Origin of the sequence: Pseudomonas sp. SK, from assembly GCF_012975065.1 — a bacterium.
GTDB classification, from domain to species: domain Bacteria; phylum Pseudomonadota; class Gammaproteobacteria; order Pseudomonadales; family Pseudomonadaceae; genus Aquipseudomonas; species Aquipseudomonas anuradhapurensis.
The window spans coordinates 972,007-986,890 of record NZ_CP051857.1; the positions used below are offsets into that span (position 1 = coordinate 972,007).

Here is a 14,884-nt window from a genome sequence, read left to right on the forward strand (position 1 = left end):
CCTATGGACACCATGGATCAGGTAGCTTTCCACAGCATCGGCCAGTTGCAGCAGGCGCTGCAGGCCGGCTCGCTGACCAGCGAAGCGCTGGTGCGTGCGCAACTGGCGCGCATCGAGCGCTTCGACGAGCAGCTGAATGCCTATGTCGAAGCCTATCCCTCGCGTGCGTTGAACGCGGCCATCGCCGCAGATCGCCAGCGTGCTTCCGGCATTCACCTGGGGCCGCTGCATGGCATTCCGCTGGCGATCAAGGATTTGTTCGAGATCCAAGGCCAGGCCATCACCGGTGGCTCATTGGCGCAGCAACCGCGTGTTTCGACGTTGACCGCCACTGCAGTGCAACGCCTGGAGCGGGCCGGTGCGATCATTCTCGGCAAGACCCACACCGTCGAATTCGCTTTTGGTGGCTGGGGCACCAACGCGGTCATGGGCACGCCGTGGAACCCGTGGGACCGTAACATACATCACGCTCCGGGTGGTTCCAGCAGTGGTTCGGCAGTGGCCGTGGCCAGCGGCCTGGCGAGTGCGGCGTTGGGTACCGATACCGGCGGTTCGGTGCGGATTCCGGCGGGGATGTGCGGCCTGGTTGGGCTGAAGACCACGCGTGGCCTGGTCAGCCGCCATGGCTTGCTCGAACTGTGCCCTTCGCTGGACTCGGTAGGGCCTATCACGCACACGGTGGAAGATGCGGCGTGGATGCTGGATGCCCTGCTGGGGCCAGACCCGCTGGACCCGGTTTCGGCCCGCGCACCGGTGTTCAGCGCCGCTGCCGGCCTCGAGCGGCCGGTCGCCGGCTTGCGCATCTGGGTGTTGCCGGAGGCTGAACGCGCGCATATCGCTCCCGGCGTACTGAAGGCATACGACCAGGGGCTCAAGCAGTTGGCCGCGCTGGGCATGCAATTGATCGAGCAACCGCTACCCACGTCGCTGGAGCAGAGCATGCGCATCGCTGGCGGGCTGATGAGCGCCGAGGGTTACGCCAACCTCGGGCGCTTGTTCGAGCGCGACGACCTGCGCTTCGACCCTCATGTGCAACGGCGCATACTCAGTGGTCGCGCCATCGACGCGGCGGCTTATATCCAGCTGCAGCAGCATCGCCGCGCCGCCCGGCAAGCCATGCAGGAGGCGATGAGCAACATAGACGCCTGCGTCTTCCCGACCAATGCTATTGGCAGTGTGCCGTTGGAAGAGGTCGACGAATATGGCACGCCACTGGCCTTGCTGGGGCGCTTCGCCAACTTGTTGAACCTGTGCTCGGTGGCGCTGCCCATCGGCTTCGATGAAAAGCGCATGCCTGTCTCGATGCAGATTGTGGGGCCGGCCTTCGCCGAAGCGCTGGTTCTGCGCATCGGCCATGCCTATCAGCAGGTCAGCGACTGGCACACGCTACGGCCTGAGGGTTGGGCGCTGGCGGACCACGCGCCGGCGTGATGGAGGGGTAACGCTGGCTCGGCAAGGACTTCCTGGCAGTGACCTTCGCAGGCCACTGCCGTTTGCCGGAATGGAGGCGGGCTGAGGCTACTGCACCGGATCGCTCACTGGCTTGGCAAAGATGGCCTTGAGTTCGCTGGTCATCGGGAACTCCAGGTTCAAGCCTTTAGGCGGAATTGGCTGCTGGAACCAGCGTTGGTAGATCCCGTTGATTTCCCCTGAGCTGTACAGCTCGCCCAGCGACGCGTTCACCAGGGCGAGGAACTGCGGGTCATCCTTGCGTACCATGCAGCTGTAGATTTCCCGCGACTGTTCTTCCCCGACCACCACCCAGTGGTGCGGGTCGCGCGCCTTGGCGCGTTCGCCGTAGAGCAGCGCATCGTCCATGTAGAACGCCGCCGCCCGACCGGACTGCAACATCTGGAAGGCTTCGCCATGGTCCTTGGCGCTGATCACGAACATGTCCATCTTGTTATCGACGTTATAGCTTTTCAGGTAGCGTTCGTTGGTGGTACCGGCGGTGGTCACCACATTCTTGCCACGCAGGTCGGCGAAGCTCTTGATCCCGCTGTCCTTGGCCGTCAGCAACTGGCCCTTGACGTAGATGAAGCCATAGGAAAACGCCACCTGTTTCTGCCGCTCTGCGGTGACGCCAGTCGAGCCGCATTCCAGGTCCACGGTACCGTTCTGCACCAGCGGAATACGGCTTTGCGAGGTCACCAGGTTGTACTTCACCTTGAGTTCGGGCAACGCCAGCTTCTGCCGCACCCGCTCGACGATCTTGTTCGCCAGGTCGACCGAGTAGCCCATGGGTTGGCCCGAGTGATCGCCCACGTAGGAGAACGGCACTGAAGCATCGCGATAGCCCAGGGTGATGCTGTTGGCTTTGGCAATCTTGCTTAACGTGGGCCCCAGCGCTGCTTCATCGGCATGGGCCTGGGCACCGAGCAACAGGGCAAGGGTGCAGCCGATCAACGTGTTTTTTTGCATTGTTATTCTCCGTTGTGGGTAAGGGGTGGTCAGCGGCGTGCCGCGACCACGGATATTTCCACCAGCACCTGCGGGCGTGCCAGTTCGGCCTGCAAGGTGGTGCGGCTGGGCGCCTGGCCGGGCGACAACCAGGCGGACCAGACGTCATTCATCGCGGCGAAATCCCTGCCAATGTCCTTCAGGTAGATGGTCGCGCTGAGCAGATGGTCTTTGTCGCTGCCAGCCTCGGCCAGCAATGCGTCGATTTTTTCCAGTACCTGGGCAGTCTGGCCGGTGGCATCGCTGGCGTCACCCGGCACCTGGCCGGAGAGAAACACCAGGTCGCCATAGGTGACGGCGGCGGACAAGCGTGGGTTGGGCTGGATGCGCTCAATGATCATTGCGGTAGTCCTTCAGAGGGTTGGGGTTCAGGCCGCACGGGGCGTAAAGCCGTGCAGGTCGATGGCGGGGCGGCGCTGGCCGATCAGTTCGCTGAGCAGGCGTGCGCTGGCGCAGGCCAGGGTGAAGCCCAGCGCACCATGGCCAAGGTTCAGCCACAGGTTGCGATACGCCGTTGCGCCCAGCAGCGGTACGCCGCTAGGGGTCGCCGGACGCATGCCGGCCCATTCGATGGCATAGTCGTAGTCGCCGGCATTGGCGAAGGTTTCGCGGGCCTGGCGTTTGAGCAGGGCCAGGCGCTTGGGGTCCACCGACGGGTCGAAACCAACGATGTCGACCATCGCCGCCACCCGCAACTGCTCGCCAATCCGCGCGTAGACGATCTTGCGGTCGTAATCGGTGATGCTCAGGTCTGGCGCCCGGTGCTGGCTGCCGATCGGTACGGTCAGGCTGTAACCCTTGAGCGGGTACAGCGGCAGGTCGACACCCGGCAGTGCCAGCAATGCACTGCGATGGCCGGCAGCAACCACCAGGTGCGCCACCGGCAGCACTTCGTCACCCAGTTCGATCGCACTTACCGCACCATGTGCATGGCGAATGCCGGAGACGGCCTGGCCCAGGCGGAACTGGCAACGTCCCGACGCCCGCAAGCGCGCCGCCAGTTGCTGGCAGAACGCGTGGCAATCACCGACTTCTTCATCCGGGGTATAGACGGCGCCGACAAAGGGCGCCTCCGCCAGCGCCGGGTCCAGGCGGGCGCAGTCGGCGTGCGACAGCACCTGTTGTTGCTGGGGCGCGGCAAGGTTGTTGCGTGCGTGTGCGAAGCTGCTGGCCTGGCGGAAGGTGACCAGCTTGCCGTTGCGCCGCCAGTTGAAACCACTCAGGCCATCCTCTTCACGCCAGGCCTGCAAGGTCGACTGGCTCAACAGCGCCAGGCGCAACAGATGGCCTGCATTGGCGCGGTTGACCGAGGAGCGGCAAGCAGCGAGGAACGCGGCCATCCAACGCCACTGTGCAGGATCGAAGCGTGGGCGCAATCTCAGCGGTGAGTCACCGCGCAGCATCCAGCCAATGGCCTGAAACGGCACGCCGGCATCGGCCAGCGGCGCCACGTAGCGATAGGACAACTGGCCGCCGTTGGCGAAGCTGGTTTCACTGCCCAGCGAATCGCGAGCCTCGACCAGCGTCACCTCAACGCCGTCGCGCACCAGTGCGTAAGCCGTTGCCAGGCCAATCACGCCACCGCCGATGATGCATACATGCTTTGCCATGTCAGTCCTTGTTCGTGGTTGGAACAAGCCTGAGGTTAGGGTCAGGTGACAGGCGGCGAAAAATGAATAAAGATCACTGAGCCATAAACAAAGGTTATAGGCTTGCCATGCGCCTTCGCCATATCGAGATTTTCCAGGCCATCCGCCAGACCGGCTCGGTCAGCGGTGCCGCGCAGTTGCTGCACGTGTCCCAGCCTGCCGTGACCAAGGTGCTGCAACACGCCGAGCAGCAGTTGGGCTTCCCGTTGTTTCTGCGAGTGCGCGGCAAGCTGCAGCCGACGCCCGAAGCGCTGGAGCTGGAGCGTGAGGTCGACAAGGTCACGGAGAGCCTGCAAGGGGTGCGCCGCCTGGCGCAAAGCCTGCGTCGTGAGCCGGGCCACAGCCTGCGCATCGGTGCCACCCCGGCGCTGGCCCTGTCGCTGTTGCCGCCGGCGATTCACGAGTGGACCCAGCGTTATCCGGACATCGCCTGTGAACTGTCCAGCGCCCACAGCCGCGAACTGGTGCAGAACCTGCTGATGCGCGAGATCGATGTCGCCCTGACCCTGCAACAGCCCGATCACCCTGCGCTGAAGGCGCAGGCACTGGCCAGTGGGGTGCTGGTGGCGTTGGCACCGGCCGGCTATTGGCCGCCTGCGGATGAAGGCAAGCCGCTGCCATTGACGGCCCTGGCCGATGCGCCGTTGATCGGCCTGAGCAGTGCCGACCCGCTGTCGGCCCGCCTCGACAGCTACCTGAAGGCAGTCGAGCCACCGCCGCGGGTGAGCATCGCGGTGCAGACCTATTCGCTGGCCAGGGCGATGGTCGAATCCGGTGCCGGGCTGGCAGTCATCGACCCGTTCACCGCGCTTGGCGCAGCGCCTGGGGCGACCACGATTCGTCCGCTGGCCCCGGCATTGCCGATCACCTTGTATGCGGTGACCCGCGCTGCCGAGCCGTCAGCGCATACCCTGAGCGAGCTGCTGGCCATCTTCAGCAGCCGTGCCCAAGGGCAGCTGGACCGTTGGCGCTGATGGAAAACCGGGCGAGTGAAAACCGATAGACACAAAAAAACCGGCTCAGTGGCCGGTTTCTCTGCTGTTCCGGGTCCGCTAGGGACCGCTTGGAACGATGTGATGGTGCCCCGAGGGAGACTCGAACTCCCACTCCTTTCGAAAACGGATTTTGAATCCGCCGCGTCTACCAATTCCGCCATCAGGGCTTGTGGCGCGCAGTATAGAGAGGCTCCGCTGGTCGGTCAATCGGCTTTCATGGTCAATTTTCACACATTGGGCTAAACTTCCCGGCCCTGCCGAACCGAACATCATCATGCGCGTCGCCGATTTTTCCTTCGAACTTCCTGATTCCCTGATCGCCCGCCACCCGTTGGCCGAGCGCCATGGCAGCCGTCTGCTGGTGCTCGATGGGCCAACCGGCGCGCTGGCGCACCGGCAATTCCCCGACCTGCTCGAGTACCTGCGCCCGGGCGACCTGATGGTGTTCAACAACACCCGGGTGATCCCGGCGCGCCTGTTCGGCCAGAAGGCTTCCGGCGGCAAGCTGGAAGTGCTGGTCGAGCGCGTGCTCGACAGCCACCGGGTGCTGGCCCACGTGCGTGCCAGCAAGGCGCCCAAGGAGGGTGCGGTCATCCTCATCGACGGTGGTGGCGAGGCGGAAATGGTCGCGCGCCATGACACCTTGTTCGAGCTGCGCTTCAGCGAAGAGGTGCTGCCGCTGCTCGACCGCGTTGGCCACATGCCGCTGCCGCCCTATATCGACCGCCCGGACGAGGGCGCCGACCGCGAGCGCTACCAGACCGTGTACGCCGAACGCGCCGGTGCGGTCGCCGCGCCGACGGCGGGCCTGCACTTCGACGAGGCGCTGCTGGAGAAGATCGCCGCCAAGGGCGTCGAGCGCGCCTTCGTCACCCTGCACGTGGGCGCAGGTACCTTCCAGCCGGTGCGGGTCGACAAGATCGAAGACCACCACATGCATAAAGAGTGGCTTGAAGTGAGCCAGGATGTGGTGGATGCCATCGACGCCTGCCGCGCCCGTGGCGGCCGGGTGATCGCGGTTGGCACCACCAGCGTGCGTTCGCTGGAAAGCGCAGCGCGCGATGGCGTGCTCAAGGCCTTCAGCGGCGACACCGACATCTTTATCTACCCGGGCCGGCCGTTCCATGTGGTCGACGCCCTGGTCACCAACTTCCACCTGCCGGAGTCCACGCTGCTGATGCTGGTCTCGGCCTTCGCCGGCTACCCCGAGACCATGGCCGCCTATGCGGCGGCGGTGGCGCAGGGGTACCGCTTCTTCAGTTACGGTGATGCCATGTTCATCACCCGCAATCCGGCGCCACGCGGGCCCGAGGATCAAGCATGAGTCGCACTTGTCGAATGTCCTTCGAACTGCTGGCCACCGACGGCAAGGCCCGTCGTGGCCGCATCACCTTCCCACGTGGCACCGTGGAAACCCCGGCCTTCATGCCGGTCGGTACCTATGGCACGGTCAAGGGCATGCTGCCGCGCGATATCGAGGCCATCGGCGCCGAGATGATCCTGGGCAACACCTTCCACCTGTGGCTGCGCCCGGGCACCGAGGTGATCAAGAAGCACAACGGCCTGCACGATTTCATGCAGTGGAAAGGCCCGATCCTCACCGACTCCGGTGGCTTCCAGGTGTTCAGCCTGGGCGCCATGCGCAAGATCAAGGAAGAGGGCGTGACCTTCGCCTCGCCGGTCGATGGCGCCAAGGTGTTCATGGGCCCGGAGGAGTCGATGCAGGTGCAGCGCGACCTGGGCTCGGATGTGGTGATGATCTTCGACGAGTGCACCCCGTACCCGGCCGAGCACGATGTGGCGCGCGCCTCGATGGAGCTGTCGCTGCGCTGGGCCCAGCGCTCGAAGAACGCCCATGCCGACAACACCGCGGCGCTGTTCGGTATCGTCCAGGGCGGCATGTACCAGGACCTGCGCATGCGCTCGCTGGAAGGCCTGGAAAACATCGGTTTCGATGGCCTGGCCATCGGCGGCCTGTCGGTCGGCGAACCCAAGCACGAAATGATCAAGGTGCTGGATTACCTGCCGGGCCAGATGCCTGCTGACAAACCTCGTTACCTTATGGGGGTAGGCAAACCGGAAGATCTCGTTGAGGGTGTGCGCCGCGGCGTCGACATGTTCGACTGCGTGATGCCAACGCGTAACGCGCGCAACGGCCATCTGTTCGTCGATACCGGGGTGATCAAGATCCGCAACGCGTTCCATCGCCACGATGATTCGCCGCTGGATCCGACCTGTGATTGCTATACCTGCAGCAACTTCTCCCGCGCCTATCTGCATCACCTGGACAAGTGCGGCGAAATGCTGAGCAGCATGCTGAATACCATCCACAACTTGCGCCATTACCAGCGCTTGATGGCCGGTTTACGCGAGGCTATTCAACAAGGTAAATTGGCCGCCTTTGTCGACGCCTTCTACGCCAAGCGCGGGCTTCCGGTACCGCCCTTGGACTGACTGTCCGCATCCATTATTAGAAAATTACATTAGGAGTGCCCAATGAGCTTCTTGATCCCCGCCGCATACGCGGACGCCGCAGCACCTGCCGCCGGCCCAGCCGGTACCGGCTTCGAGTGGATTTTCCTGGTCGGTTTCCTGGTCATCTTCTACCTGATGATCTGGCGCCCGCAGGCCAAGCGCGCCAAAGAGCAGAAGAACCTGCTGAGCAACTTGCAAAAGGGTGACGAAGTTGTCACCAACGGCGGCATCGCCGGCAAGATCGTCAAGGTTTCCGATGACTTCGTGGTCCTGGAAGTTTCCGACAGCGTCGAGCTGAAGTTCCAGAAGGGTGCCATTGCGGCCACCCTGCCAAAAGGTACGCTCAAGGCTATCTGAGTTACCAGTTTCATTTTTCCAGTCGGGGCGCGCAAAGCGCCCCGCGTCTTGAACGGGCGGCGTGATGCTGAACAAATACCCTCTGTGGAAATACGCACTGATCGTGCTGGTACTGGCGATCGGTTTTATTTATTCCGCTCCCAACCTCTACCCGGATGATCCGGCGGTACAGATCAGCGGTGCCAGCTCGGCGCTGCACGTGAGCCAGGCCGACCTCGATCGCGTCAGCAAGGCGCTGGTCGATGCCAAGATCGCCGTCAAGGGCGCGAGCCTGGGTGAAAAGGGCAGCGGGCTGATCCGCCTGACCAGTCAGGAAGACCAGCTGCCAGCCAAGGATGTCGTGCGCAAGGCACTGGGCGATGATTACGTCGTGGCCCTGAACCTGGCCCAGACCACCCCGCAATGGCTGCGCAACCTGGGCGCCAGCCCGATGAAGCTGGGCCTGGACCTGTCCGGTGGTGTGCACTTCCTGCTGGAAGTGGACATGGACAAGGCCATGAGCGCGCGCATGAAAGTCTACGAAGGCGAGGTCAAGACCTTGCTGCGCAAAGAGCGCGTCCGCTACCGCAGCCTGCCTCAGCAGGATGGCGGCATCATGCTGGGCTTCGCTGACGATGCCACCCGCGAGCAGGCACGTGCCCTGATTCGCAAGAATTTCAATGATTTCGACCTGACCACCACCGAGCGCAACGAGCTCGCCGTGCTGCGTCTGGCGCTGACCCAGGCGAAAGTCGCCGAGATCCGCGAGTACTCGATCAAGCAGAACCTCACCACCGTGCGCAACCGGGTCAACGAGCTGGGCGTGGCCGAGCCGCTGGTACAGCGCCAGGGCGCCAACCGCATCGTGGTCGAGCTGCCAGGCGTGCAGGATACTGCCGAAGCCAAGCGCATCCTCGGCAAGACCGCCAACCTGGAGTTCCGCTTCGGTGCCGAGCCGGGTGCATCCAAGGCCACCACCGAAGTGTTCGAGTTCCGTGAAGGCGGCCGCTCCGCCGCGGTCGAGCGCGGCCTGATCATCACCGGTGACCAGGTCACCGACGCCCAGGCCAGCTTCGACGAGCACGGCCGCCCGCAGGTGAACATCCGCCTCGATGGCCATGGTGGCGAGCTCATGAGCCGCGCTACCCGCAGCAATGTCGGCCGCAGCATGGCGGTGATCTTCATCGAGCAGAAGCCGGTTACCCGCTACGTCAAGCAGACCGTCGACGGCGTCGAGAAGGACGTTGCCGTACAGAGCTTCCAGGAAGAGAAGAAGATCATCAGCCTGGCGACCATCCAGTCGCCGCTGGGCAGCCAGTTCCGCATCACCGGCCTGAACGGCCAGGGCGAATCGTCCGAACTGGCCCTGCTGCTGCGTGCCGGTGGCCTGGCCGCGCCGATGTACTTCGCTGAAGAGCGGACCATCGGCCCAAGCCTGGGTGCCGACAACATCACCAAAGGTATCGATGCGTCGCTGTGGGGCATGCTGTTCGTCTCGCTGTTCATCATCGCCATCTACCGCGGCTTCGGCGTGCTGGCGACCATCGCCCTGGCTGGCAACATGGTATTGCTGCTGGCGTTGATGTCCTTGCTGGGTGCCACCCTGACCCTGCCGGGTATCGCCGGTATCGTACTGACCATGGGTATGGCGGTAGACGCCAACGTGCTGATCTTCTCGCGTATCCGTGAGGAGCTGGCGGCAGGCATGTCGGTGCAGCGTGCCATCCATGAAGGTTTCAACCGCGCCTACTCGGCCATCGTCGACGCCAACCTGACCACCTTGCTTGTAGGTGGCATCCTGTTCGCCATGGGCACCGGGCCGGTGAAGGGCTTTGCGGTCACCATGTCCCTCGGGATTTTCACATCGATGTTCACTGCCGTGATGGTGACCCGTGCGCTGGTCAACCTGACCTGCGGCGGGCGTGACATCAAGAAGCTGTGGGTTTGAGGGGAGCTGCGATGAAAACCATCAACTTCATGGGCGTGCGCAATGTCGCGTTCGCCATTACCTTGCTCCTCACTGTGCTGGCGCTGTTCAGCTGGTGGCACAAAGGCCTGAACTTCGGCCTGGACTTCACCGGCGGTACGCTGATCGAGCTGACCTACGAGCGCCCGGCCGACCTTGAGGCGGTGCGCACCGAGCTGGTCGGTTCCGGCTTCCACGAGGCAGTGGTGCAGAGCTTCGGCGCCACCACCGACCTGCTGGTGCGCATGCCGGGCGATGACCCGCAGTTGGGCACCAAGGTCGCCGAGGCCTTGCAGAAGGCTGGCGGCGACAACCCGGCCACGGTCAAGCGGGTCGAGTTCGTCGGCCCGCAAGTGGGTGAAGAGCTGCGCGACCAGGGTGGCCTGGGCATGCTGCTGGCCCTCGGTGGCATCCTCATCTACCTGGCCTTCCGCTTCCAGTGGAAGTTCGCCGTGGGCGCGATCGTCTCGCTGATCCACGACGTGGTGGTGACCCTGGGTATCCTGTCGTTCTTCCAGATCACCTTCGACCTGACCGTGCTGGCAGCGGTGCTGGCGATCATCGGCTACTCGCTGAACGACACCATCGTCGTGTTCGACCGGGTGCGCGAGAACTTCCGGGTCATGCGCAAGGCCTCGCTGATCGAGAACATCAACGTTTCCACCACGCAGACCCTGCTGCGCACCGTTGCCACCTCGGTTTCGACCTTGCTGGCGATTGCCGCGCTGCTGTTCTTCGGTGGTGACAACCTGTTCGGCTTCTCGCTGGCGCTGTTCATTGGCGTCATGGCCGGTACCTACTCGTCGATCTACATCGCCAACGTGGTGCTGATCTGGCTGAACCTGAACAGTGAAGACCTGATCCCGCCGGCCAAGACCGACGGTGTCGACGACCGTCCATAAGGCATGCTGCATGCCGCCCGGCGGCCCAAAAGGCGCAAGTGTTGAACTTGCGCCTTTTTTTTCGCTCCAAGGCTGGGAGAAGGCGGGTCGGACCCGCGGGTATGATCAGGAGGTTCATGTGAACAAATCAATGCTGGTGGGTGCGGTACTGGGTGCTGTCGGTGTGACTGCCGGAGGTGCTGTCGCGACCTACAGCTTGGTCAACAAGGGGCCTGAGTATGCGCAGGTCACCGACGTGCAACCGATCAAACAACAGGTAAAAACCCCGCGTGAGGTCTGCAAGGACGTCACCGTGACGCGTCAGGCGCCGGTCAAGGACCAGCACCAGATCGCCGGTACCGTGGTGGGTGCCATTGCCGGTGGCCTGCTGGGTAACCAGATCGGCGGTGGTACCGGCAAGAAGATTGCCACCGTGGCCGGTGCGGTCGGTGGCGGTTATGCCGGTAACAAGGTGCAGGAAGGCATGCAGGAGCGTGACACCTACACGACCACGCAAACCCGCTGCAACACGGTCAATGACATCAGCGAGAAGGTGGTGGGCTACAACGTCAAGTACACCATCGGCGATCAGGTAGGGCAGGTGAAGATGGATCACGAGCCTGGTTCGACCATTCCGGTGGACAAGAATGGCAAGCTGATCCTCAGCGAAGCCGGGCAATAAGTCCCGGAGCGGTCTGCTCTTTGTAGGAGCGGCCTGGTGTCGCGAAAGGGGGGCGAAGCAGCCCCGACAATCTCTGATATGGCACAGATCGTGGGGGCGCTTCGCACCCCTTTCGCGACACAAGGCCGCTCCTACACGGATCGCGAAAGCCCTGGGATATGGGTACAGGCACAAAAAAAGCACCCCGCGGGGTGCTTTTTCGTATCTGCAATTCGCGCTTAGCGCTTCATGCTTTCTGGCAGGTGCGGCTGGATGGCGGTCAGCACCGCCTTGAAGCACTTGATGTTGCCAGCAACGATATGGCCTTTCTCGAGGAAGTCATGGCCACCGTTGAAGTCGCTGACCAGGCCGCCCGCTTCCTGGATCAGCAGCACGCCGGCCGCCATGTCCCACTCGGACAGGCCCGACTCCCAGAAGGCGTCGAAACGGCCAGCGGCAACGTAGGCCAGGTCCAGGCTGGCGGAGCCGGCGCGGCGGATGCCGGCGGTCTGGCCGGTCAGCGCGCGGAACATACCCAGGTAGTTGTCCAGCTCGGCCATCTGGCTGTCACGGAACGGGAAGCCGGTGCCCAGCAGGGCGCCTTCGAGGCTGGTACGCGAGCTGACGCGCAGGCGGCGGCCATTGAGCTGGGCGCCACGGCCACGGCTGGCGGTGAATTCTTCCTGGCGAACCGGGTCGACGATCACGGCGTGCTCAAGGCGGCCACGGTATTTGCAGGCGATGCTGACCGCGAAGTGCGGGATGCCACGCAGGAAGTTGGTGGTGCCGTCCAGCGGGTCGATGATCCACAGGTAGTCCTTGCCTTCTTCGCCACTACCCGCGTGCAGGCCGGTTTCCTCGCCCTGGATGGAGTGGTTCGGGTAGGCCTTGCGCAGGGCGTTGACGATGCTCTGCTCGGCGGCGCGATCGACTTCGGAAACGTAGTCCTTGGCCTCTTTCTCATCGACCTTGATGCTATCCAGGCGTTCGATGGAGCGGAAAATCAGTTCACTGGCGCTGCGAGCGGCGCGCAGGGCGATATTCAGCATAGGCTGCATGGGCGGGTCACCTGGAGATGTTAAAGAAGAAAGCCGATCATTCTAGCAGAAAACTTTGGCGGCAGAAGTGTCACATTTGCTTTCGTGGCGTTACGTCTGTCGGTTCTGTAAGATCGGAAGCCCTGATTCCTGCATCTGTGAGCACAACACCTTGCTGCAAAATATTCGTGTTGTTCTGGTCAATACCAGCCACCCCGGCAACATCGGCGGCGCTGCACGAGCCATGAAAAACATGGGCTTGTCGCGTCTGGTGCTGGTGCAGCCGAAAGAATTTCCCGCCGTGGATGCAAGCGCCCGAGCCTCCGGGGCCGACGATGTGCTGGACAGCGCCCAGGTGGTCGACAGCCTGGAGCAGGCGCTGGTCGGCTGCAACCTGGTGATGGGCACCAGCGCCCGCGAGCGGAGCATCCCCTGGCCACTGATCGGCCCGCGTGAATGCGGAGCCAAGGCAGTGGAACATGCCAATGGCGGCGAGGAGATCGCCCTGGTGTTCGGGCGCGAGCACGCCGGCCTGACCAACGAAGAACTGCAGCGATGTCACTTCCACGTGCACATTCCCTCCAACCCCGACTTCAGCTCGCTGAACCTGGCTGCGGCTGTCCAGGTGCTCGCCTACGAGGTGCGCATGGCCTGGCTGGCGGCCGGCGAAGCGCCGGGCAAGGTCGACAAGGTTGACGCCAGCGAACTGGCGACCATGGACGAAATGGAGCTGTTCTACGACCACCTGGAGAAGACCCTGGTCGGTATCGGCTTCCTCGACCCCGAAAAGCCCAAGCACCTGATGCCGCGCCTGCGCCGGCTGTATGGGCGGGTCGCGGTCGAACGTTCGGAAATGAGCATTTTGCGCGGCATCCTCACCGAGACCCAGAAAGTGGTCCGCGGCGAGCCGCATAAACGGAAGGACTGACAGATGTTCGAACGCCTGCGTGAAGATATTCAAAGCGTATTCCACCGCGACCCGGCCGCGCGCAATGCCTTCGAGGTGCTCACCTGCTACCCCGGCATGCACGCCATCTGGCTGCACCGCCTGGGTCATGCCCTGTGGAAGCGTGATTTCAAATGGCTGGCCCGCCTGGTGTCGAACTTCGGGCGCTGGCTGACCGGCATCGAGATCCACCCCGGTGCCACCATCGGCCGGCGCTTCTTCATTGACCATGGCATGGGCATCGTCATCGGTGAAACCGCCGAGATCGGCGATGATGTCACCCTGTACCAGGGGGTGACCCTGGGCGGCACCAGCTGGAACAAGGGCAAGCGCCACCCCACCCTGGAAAACGGCGTGGTGGTAGGGGCGGGGGCCAAGGTGCTGGGCCCGTTCACCGTCGGCGCCGGGGCCAAGATCGGCTCCAATGCGGTGGTGACCAAGGCGGTGCCGGCGGGCGCCACGGCGGTGGGTATTCCGGGGCGAATCATCGTCAAGAGCGAAGACACTGAAGTCGAGGCCAAGCGCAAGGCCATGGCCGAGAAGATCGGCTTCGATGCCTACGGGGTCAGCGGTGACATGCCCGATCCGGTGGCCCGTGCCATCGGCCAGATGCTCGATCACCTGCAAGCGGTCGACGAGCGGCTTGAGGGGATGTGCGGCGCTCTGACCAAGATGGGCAGCGATTATTGCGCCAAGGAGCTGCCGGCCCTGCCGGAAGATGACTTCAAGGATGTCGCTGAGGTGGCCCAGCGCGACACTCAGCCGCATTGATTGCGCCGTGCCCGCGGTGCCGTGACATACGGGGCGTGTGCTCACGCCCCTGGTCTGCTACAATCGCGCCCGCCTCCCCGATGCAAACCCGACTAAAGCACTAGGTCTAATAGTTGACTTAAATGCTCGGGAATCGCATACTCGCACACATCCCGAAACTCCCGTGGTACCCAATAGCCATGCGACTGACTACCAAAGGCCGATACGCCGTGACCGCCATGCTCGACCTGGCGTTGCACGCGCAGCATGGGCCGGTGTCTTTGGCCGACATTTCCGAGCGCCAGGGCATTTCCCTCTCTTATCTGGAGCAGCTGTTCGCCAAGCTGCGCCGCAGCAGCCTGGTTTCCAGCGTGCGCGGTCCAGGCGGTGGCTACCAGCTGTCGCGGGGCATGGAAACCATCCAGGTGGCCCAGGTCATCGATGCGGTCAACGAATCGGTCGATGCCACCCGCTGCCAGGGCCTCGGGGACTGCCATGCCGGTGATACCTGCCTGACCCACCACCTGTGGTGCGACCTCAGCCAGCAGATCCATGAATTCCTCAGCGGCATCAGCCTGGCCGACCTCGTCATGCGCCGTGAGGTGCAGGAAGTCGCCCAGCGCCAGGACCTGCGTCGTGTCGCAGGCCGAGCCGCCCAGCTGGACAAGATTGAGACGTCCGCCGTCGATTGATCCCCTTGGGACGACGAGCGACGCCACCGCCTGATA

At 63.5% G+C, this 14,884-nt stretch carries 15 protein-coding genes and 1 tRNA gene; 11 read left to right on the forward strand and 5 right to left on the reverse strand.

Annotated features, from left to right (window positions below; translation table 11 throughout):
* The first annotated feature begins 3 nt into the window (after nucleotides 1-3).
* The gene (locus HG549_RS04465; protein ID WP_170028334.1) at nucleotides 4-1,431 is read left to right on the forward strand and encodes an amidase; all 1,428 of its coding nucleotides are present in this window, start codon (nucleotides 4-6) and stop codon (nucleotides 1,429-1,431) included.
* 87 nt (nucleotides 1,432-1,518) lie between these two features.
* Here the strand turns inward: HG549_RS04465 and HG549_RS04470 are convergent, their stop codons facing one another.
* Genes HG549_RS04470 through HG549_RS04480 form a run of 3 tightly spaced genes read right to left on the reverse strand, consistent with a single transcriptional unit; the run spans nucleotide 1,519 to nucleotide 4,070 of the window.
* Entirely contained in the window at nucleotides 1,519-2,421 is a 903-nt protein-coding gene (locus HG549_RS04470; RefSeq protein WP_170028335.1) for a transporter substrate-binding domain-containing protein, read from the reverse strand.
* A 29-nt stretch (nucleotides 2,422-2,450) separates the two neighbouring features.
* Nucleotides 2,451-2,801, reverse strand: coding sequence for a RidA family protein (locus tag HG549_RS04475; protein ID WP_170028336.1), 351 nt, complete (start codon nucleotides 2,799-2,801; stop codon nucleotides 2,451-2,453).
* 27 nt (nucleotides 2,802-2,828) lie between these two features.
* Complete coding sequence (locus tag HG549_RS04480; protein WP_170028337.1) at nucleotides 2,829-4,070, reverse strand: D-amino acid dehydrogenase; 1,242 nt, start codon at nucleotides 4,068-4,070, stop codon at nucleotides 2,829-2,831.
* Nucleotides 4,071-4,177: 107 nt separating this feature from the next.
* Between HG549_RS04480 and HG549_RS04485 the strand changes: the two genes are divergently transcribed.
* Nucleotides 4,178-5,083 (forward strand): LysR family transcriptional regulator, encoded by a 906-nt coding sequence (locus tag HG549_RS04485; RefSeq protein ID WP_170028338.1) that lies wholly within the window; start codon nucleotides 4,178-4,180, stop codon nucleotides 5,081-5,083.
* A 103-nt stretch (nucleotides 5,084-5,186) separates the two neighbouring features.
* Here the strand turns inward: HG549_RS04485 and HG549_RS04490 are convergent.
* A tRNA-Leu gene (locus HG549_RS04490) sits at nucleotides 5,187-5,271 on the reverse strand.
* Nucleotides 5,272-5,378: 107 nt separating this feature from the next.
* Between HG549_RS04490 and queA the strand changes: the two genes are divergently transcribed.
* From queA to HG549_RS04520, 6 genes are all read left to right on the forward strand, one after another.
* A complete protein-coding gene (gene queA, locus HG549_RS04495) occupies nucleotides 5,379-6,428 on the forward strand; it encodes a tRNA preQ1(34) S-adenosylmethionine ribosyltransferase-isomerase QueA (protein ID WP_170028339.1) in 1,050 nt (349 codons plus the stop codon).
* A 14-nt stretch (nucleotides 6,429-6,442) separates the two neighbouring features.
* Nucleotides 6,443-7,558: a tRNA guanosine(34) transglycosylase Tgt gene (gene tgt / locus HG549_RS04500; RefSeq protein WP_161959640.1), complete on the forward strand. Its 1,116-nt coding sequence runs from the start codon at nucleotides 6,443-6,445 to the stop codon at nucleotides 7,556-7,558.
* Nucleotides 7,559-7,600: 42 nt separating this feature from the next.
* The gene (gene yajC, locus HG549_RS04505; RefSeq protein ID WP_085623861.1) at nucleotides 7,601-7,936 is read left to right on the forward strand and encodes a preprotein translocase subunit YajC; all 336 of its coding nucleotides are present in this window, start codon (nucleotides 7,601-7,603) and stop codon (nucleotides 7,934-7,936) included.
* Nucleotides 7,937-8,000: 64 nt separating this feature from the next.
* The gene (secD, locus tag HG549_RS04510; RefSeq protein ID WP_170028340.1) at nucleotides 8,001-9,863 is read left to right on the forward strand and encodes a protein translocase subunit SecD; all 1,863 of its coding nucleotides are present in this window, start codon (nucleotides 8,001-8,003) and stop codon (nucleotides 9,861-9,863) included.
* An 11-nt stretch (nucleotides 9,864-9,874) separates the two neighbouring features.
* Nucleotides 9,875-10,783: a protein translocase subunit SecF gene (gene secF, locus HG549_RS04515; protein ID WP_170028341.1), complete on the forward strand. Its 909-nt coding sequence runs from the start codon at nucleotides 9,875-9,877 to the stop codon at nucleotides 10,781-10,783.
* Nucleotides 10,784-10,901: 118 nt separating this feature from the next.
* On the forward strand, nucleotides 10,902-11,444 hold the full coding sequence (locus HG549_RS04520) for a glycine zipper 2TM domain-containing protein (RefSeq protein WP_170028342.1): 543 nt from the start codon (nucleotides 10,902-10,904) through the stop codon (nucleotides 11,442-11,444).
* Between the two features lie 218 nt (nucleotides 11,445-11,662).
* Here the strand turns inward: HG549_RS04520 and suhB are convergent, their stop codons facing one another.
* Nucleotides 11,663-12,481 carry an inositol-phosphate phosphatase gene (suhB, locus tag HG549_RS04525; protein WP_170028343.1) on the reverse strand — a complete coding sequence of 273 codons (819 nt, stop codon included), beginning with the start codon at nucleotides 12,479-12,481 and terminating at the stop codon, nucleotides 11,663-11,665.
* 151 nt (nucleotides 12,482-12,632) lie between these two features.
* Here suhB and trmJ point away from each other — a divergent pair, with 151 nt between their 5' ends.
* The 3 genes from trmJ (at nucleotide 12,633) to iscR (ending at nucleotide 14,848) form a co-directional block, all read left to right on the forward strand.
* The gene (gene trmJ, locus HG549_RS04530) at nucleotides 12,633-13,388 is read left to right on the forward strand and encodes a tRNA (cytosine(32)/uridine(32)-2'-O)-methyltransferase TrmJ (protein ID WP_170028344.1); all 756 of its coding nucleotides are present in this window, start codon (nucleotides 12,633-12,635) and stop codon (nucleotides 13,386-13,388) included.
* Between the two features lie 3 nt (nucleotides 13,389-13,391).
* Nucleotides 13,392-14,177: a serine O-acetyltransferase gene (gene cysE, locus HG549_RS04535; RefSeq protein WP_170028345.1), complete on the forward strand. Its 786-nt coding sequence runs from the start codon at nucleotides 13,392-13,394 to the stop codon at nucleotides 14,175-14,177.
* A gap of 179 nt (nucleotides 14,178-14,356) precedes the next feature.
* Nucleotides 14,357-14,848, forward strand: a complete 492-nt coding sequence (gene iscR / locus HG549_RS04540; protein ID WP_051099959.1) for a Fe-S cluster assembly transcriptional regulator IscR — start codon at nucleotides 14,357-14,359, stop codon at nucleotides 14,846-14,848.
* The last annotated feature ends 36 nt before the right edge of the window (nucleotides 14,849-14,884 follow it).